This is a genomic window from Allocoleopsis sp., from assembly GCF_036703385.1.
Lineage (GTDB): Bacteria > Cyanobacteriota > Cyanobacteriia > Cyanobacteriales > Coleofasciculaceae > Allocoleopsis.
In genome coordinates this window covers 1-5,216 of sequence record NZ_DATNPA010000409.1, presented here as the reverse complement: position 1 = coordinate 5,216, position 5,216 = coordinate 1, and the positions used below count along the sequence as shown (strand labels likewise).

5 protein-coding genes are annotated in these 5,216 nt (G+C 47.8%); 1 reads left to right on the top strand and 4 read right to left on the bottom strand.

Translation table 11 applies throughout. The features are described 5' to 3' along the window. A partial coding sequence (locus V6C93_RS20220) for a glycine--tRNA ligase subunit beta (RefSeq protein ID WP_333478474.1) occupies positions 1–244 on the bottom strand: 244 nt, incomplete at its 3' end. 423 nt (positions 245–667) lie between these two features. On the opposite strand from V6C93_RS20220, the gene V6C93_RS20215 reads away from it, so the two are divergent. Then, positions 668–889 (top strand): hypothetical protein, encoded by a 222-nt coding sequence (locus V6C93_RS20215; RefSeq protein WP_333478473.1) that lies wholly within the window; start codon positions 668–670, stop codon positions 887–889. Positions 890–902: 13 nt separating this feature from the next. Here V6C93_RS20215 and V6C93_RS20210 read toward each other — a convergent pair whose 3' ends face one another. From V6C93_RS20210 to V6C93_RS20200, 3 genes are all read right to left on the bottom strand, one after another. After that, complete coding sequence (locus tag V6C93_RS20210) at positions 903–1,796, bottom strand: ABC transporter ATP-binding protein (RefSeq protein WP_333478472.1); 894 nt, start codon at positions 1,794–1,796, stop codon at positions 903–905. 74 nt (positions 1,797–1,870) lie between these two features. Then, a complete protein-coding gene (locus V6C93_RS20205; RefSeq protein WP_333478471.1) occupies positions 1,871–2,041 on the bottom strand; it encodes a hypothetical protein in 171 nt (56 codons plus the stop codon). 60 nt (positions 2,042–2,101) lie between these two features. Then, positions 2,102–4,447 (bottom strand): hybrid sensor histidine kinase/response regulator, encoded by a 2,346-nt coding sequence (locus V6C93_RS20200; RefSeq protein WP_333478470.1) that lies wholly within the window; start codon positions 4,445–4,447, stop codon positions 2,102–2,104. Positions 4,448–5,216: the final 769 nt, after the last annotated feature.

The following is a 5,216-nucleotide window of genomic DNA, read 5'->3' as shown; positions in this document are numbered from 1 at the left end:
CATCCTTAAACGCAGCCTTGGCAGGTGGCCCTTTCACTTCTTCTTCGCGATCGGGTTGCTGCTGTAGTAGACCTTTAATCAGTACACCTAAGCGTCGGGGTGTTCCGTAGAACTCAATCGCCTCAGTGGTGAGAAATTGCTCGCCCAGAGACTGGGGAATGCGCGACTCCCACTGCGCGATCGCACTATCAACAAAATCTGCGGGTAATTCTTCTGTACCGACTTCTAATAAAAATGTAAGCATAACGTACCGAATCAAAGGCTGGATGAAAGGCGAGTCATCCAACTCATTGTAAACCTACACAAAATCCTGACATACCAGGAGTTGCTGGTAATCGCTCACAGCCACTCTGATGAATGCGCTGCTTTCCTCGCCCCTCTCTCCCTCGGTCACGCTGGCGAGAACGGATTATGATACCGACTCCAGGGTGAATACTCTTTTTTGAGAACCAACCACAGAGGCACAGAGGACTCTGAGAAGACAAGAGGAGGAAATTAAAGATATAAAGAGGTGATAGAGCCGGATTTGGTATCACACCCACCCAGATAAATCCCGTAGAGGTACCCCTTGTGGATAATCTCAACCCAGTAGCCACCTTCAGATAGATGTCGTTCTGTTGAGTTTGAGTGATGCTGAGACAACCCTAAAAACGCCCGGATGAGTGGAATGATGAGCCAGGATAAATCAAAACCCCAAAACCAAGAAGTGGCAGATGTTTCCAGCGACCCAGTGCTGAATAAAGAGGCCATTAATGAAGTGGTTGATGAATACGAGAGAAGTGCAAATTCGGACGAACCGAGGGAACTGGACTTCATCACTCAAAAAGAATTAGGTGAGGTTGAACGGGCGTTAGAGGACTCAGTGATGGGCATTGAAGACGCATCATAACCTGACGTGTTCTCTAACTTTGTTGGGTCACTTCCACATAAATATGCTCCAATCGCACCGGCTGACGAGAAATGGAGTCGAGGGAAATGCCCTGGAAGCAAGCGATAATTTCTTGTAGTTCTAGCTGTTGGGGTAGCCAGAATGCGAGGTCATTGCCATAACGGCGGTGGGTGAAGCCAAGTTCTTTAGCTCGTGCGATCGCTCTTTCCTCTTCGGTTGTCTGTACCACTACAATCTCTTGCGCCGGAATCCGTTGTCGCAACTCCTCCAAACTCCCCTCCGCGATAATTCGTCCCCCTTTAAGAATTCCTATTTTTTGACAAAGACGTTCTGCTTCATCTAATAAGTGAGTGGTGAGCAGAATCGTAATTCCCTGATTTTTCAGACGCCGAATCAAGTCCCAAATCTCATAACGCGCCTCAATATCTAAGCCAGTAGTGGGTTCATCCAAAATGACTAACTTGGGCTGATGCACCAAGGCTACAGCGATATTTAACCGTCGCTGCATTCCCCCACTCAACGTTTCTACAGGGCTTTTTGCTCTGTCTGCCAGGTTAACCGCTTTAAGACTTGCCTGCACTTGTTGCTTGCGTTGCTGAGCCTTTAAGCCATAAATCCGAGCATAGAAATTCAAGTTTTCCTCACAGCTGAGGGTTTTATACAGTAAATTCTCTTGGGGGGCGACACCAATGAGTGGTTTGGTTACTTCTGAAATGGGCTGATTGTTAATTTTGAGCGACCCACTATCAGCGGTGAGCAAATTACAGAGAATATTAATCGTTGTCGTTTTACCAGCCCCATTTGGCCCTAGCAATCCATAAATCTCCCCAGGTTGGATATGTAAGGTCAAATTTTGCAGAACTTGTCGTTTGCCGAAAGACTTACTGAGCTTCTCGATGTTTAGCACTATTTCAACACTTACCAGTTTTTATATTTGAGCTTTTTTCCTAATATTTAACTTTTATCTACCATAATTGAAGCTCAATGTCTGCCTCTCGAATTCAAAAAATTATGGTTAAAATAAATGTAAGTGCGTCCTAATTGTTGTTGCAGTTGATAGCGCTCTTGTAATACTTGCTGTGCTTGCAACATGCGATCGCCCTTGCGGTTAACCCTGTTACCAGTATTCGCTAGGATGATCGGGTGTGGCAAAGTCAGTTTTGGTAACCTACCACATCTATGAGCTTTTCGATGTACTGCATCACAGGGGTTTTAGTTCCAATCTATAGTTGGGTCTCGTCCCATCATGTTAGCAACGATCGCCACTAACTCAGTGGGTTCAACAGGCTTAGGGATGTGCATCTGGAAGCCAGAGTTGAGAATCAGAGTACGGTCTTCCTCTCCAGCGAATGCTGTTAGGGCAACGGCAGGAATCTGCTTTCCCCCATCGCCTTCAAGCGTTCTGACTTGGCGAATCAGCGAATAACCATCCTGCTCTGGCATACCAATGTCGCTGATTATGACATCGGGTTTCACTTGTGCGATCGCATGGAGGGCTTCATCCACAGATGTGGCTGTCGTTACCTGCGCCTTGTACTGTTCGAGAATAAAGGCGATCAAATCCAGGGTATCGGCACTGTCATCCACCACCAACACCCGTAAGCCCTCAAGGGTTGGAGCCTTATCTCCCGATGCGTTCTCCTCGGTTGCCTCCTCCTGAACGGCCTCGATCACAGGCAGCTGTACTATAAATGTTGCTCCCTTACCTTCCCCCTCACTCGCGGCATAAACCATCCCGTTGTGCATTTCTACCAATTGACGCACGATCGCTAAACCCAGTCCGAGTCCGCCATGTGTCCTTGTCGTTGTGCTATCCGCTTGGCGGAAGCGATCAAATACGAGAGGAAGAAAGGCAGGATTAATCCCCTTACCTGTGTCCTTTACGGCAATTTGAGCGGTTGAGTTTACCTGCTCCAGCCGAACTTCAACACATCCCCCTTCAGGCGTGAACTTAACCGCATTAGAAAGCAGATTCCAGACGATTTGTTGCAAGCGTTCCTGATCACCCATCACTAGACTCACTGAGGGGTCAAAGCTAGACTCAATTTGAATCGCTTTGAGTTCAGCAGTTGGACGCACGTTCTCAATCACGGCATGAATTAATGACGCTATGTGAACAGGATGGGTATTCAAACGGATGCTGCCCCGGATGATGCGCGAGATATCCAGAATATCTTCAATGAGTTTTGTCTGGGACTTAGCATTGCGCTCGATGGTTTCTAATGCCCTAGTGGTGAGCGACTCATTGACTTTCCGGTTACGGAGTATATTCACCCAGCCCAGGATGGCATTGAGCGGTGTGCGGAGTTCATGGGAAACTATGGCGAGGAACTCGTCCTTAATCCGGTTTGCTTCCTGAGCCTCTTGGTAGAGCCGTGCATTGTCAATCGCGATCGCACACCGTTGAGCCAGTTCGACCGCTATCATCAGGTCTACCCTACTGTAGCGACATTCTGGCTGTGAGGAAACGAATGTCATCGTGCCCAGCTTGCGTTTACGAGCGGTGAGCGGCACCACCATGTAAGACTTAGCATTGAACTGGCGTAGCAAACTCAGATGTTCCTCATCCCGTGCCACTGACAGGAGGAATGAATCGGGAATGTCTGTCACCAGTTCTGGCTCACCCGTCTGTAAAACCCTCGCTGTTTCAGCATCAGCATTGAAAGGCAGCGGATAGCGCCGCCTCAGTTGCCGTAACAGCGCTTCGTTCACTGGCTCGGATGTCGCCACGACTGGCTCACCGCAGCCTGCCAAATTGTTTTCGATGAGGTCAATGAAGCACCAATCCGCTAGGGTCGGCACGGCTAATTGGGCTACCCTTGCTAGGGTCGTTTGGTAGTCGAGAGAGGAAGCCAACACACGGCTAGCCTCAGCTAGGAAGGTAGAGCGTTTTCCGTGAGCCTCAGCTGCTTCCCGAGCAGCTTGCTCATAGGCGAGTAGCCTTCGTTGCTCCTCCGCCCGCTTGCGATCGGTGATGTCATGCAGCAACCAGCGTAGCGCAATCCGTTTGCCTTCCTTGTCGCGGACAGCGGTGACACTCAAAGCTGCATCCAAGGGAGTACCTTTGCGTGGCTCTAGGCGGACTTCCCACTCCTGTATGCGGTCTATGTGACCCAACTGAATCAGGAGAGCATAAAAACGCTGGCGCTCTGGCTGAGTAATAAAGACGCTCAGCGGCTTGCCCACCAGAAATCGCGACTCAATATTGAGCATCATGGCGGCAGCACGGTTGGCTTCTTGAATCGTTCCATTCACATCCGTAACTAGATAACCATCAGGAGCGAATTCAAACAGTTCCTGATAGCGCAGGCGTTCTGCTTCCACAGCCTCGCGAATCACCATTAACTCTTGGTTCTGTTGCAGCAACTCGGTTTGGGCAACATGCAGTTCTTCCATTGCAATCTGAAGTTCCTGGGAAGCCTCGATGAGCAAGTTTTGCTGCTCAGGTAATTGAGACGCTCCACTGGTCGCTGCCGATGCGCTATCCGTGTTTTGCAACAGGTGAGCCACACGCAATAACCATTCCTCTATCTTGGGAGCGAATTCTAATAGGTTCATCTCAAGTAAAGTTTTTTATACTTGTTGTGGTTGAGCTTGGCATCAGATAAGAATTTTGTGCCTAAAAATCTATTTCTTCATAGAGAACTATAGCGACTTATCGTGAGATTAACTCACTCTTGAGAAGTATCTATTACTGCTCACTTTCCTTCAACAGAAGCGTAATCATAAGGTACTGCCAATGTGAATTTGACTTTTTTCAATATAAAATTGGCCAGTCTGGGATTCAAATATGCGATCGCACCTTTCAACCTACTTCTCCTTTCCATACACTATAGATGCAAGCGCCGGAAGAGATTGCCTAACCTTCCTACACTATCCCCACCAAAAACCCTCGCCTTACCAATAAATTGAACCTCAATAAAGAGTCTATTTGTCTGTTGATGAGTTCTACGCTTCAAGTGCGATCGCTTAGTAAGCTCATGTGCCTTCAATCGCTCTAAGGCCAGGGCTGAAGCCCTGACTCCAAAAGAGTTGCCTGGGAAAAATCTATGACGACTCGCTTAGTCCTATGATATGAGTTGAAGTGACATATTATAGGCGAACCTATTTTTCCACTATAAACCAAATATCTCAGGAAATCGATTTTTTGTCAACAATAGAATTGACTGAATCGCACTATCTGGACGATAGTGCGATCGCTGATTTGACTGTTAGGAGGCTGGTGAGCGATCGCTTGTTGAAAAAGTTTTGAGAAGGGTTATATACCCTATGTCTAGTTGAGAAATAATGCCTTCGTGAACAGCATTATAGCCTTCTCTCAACCCTC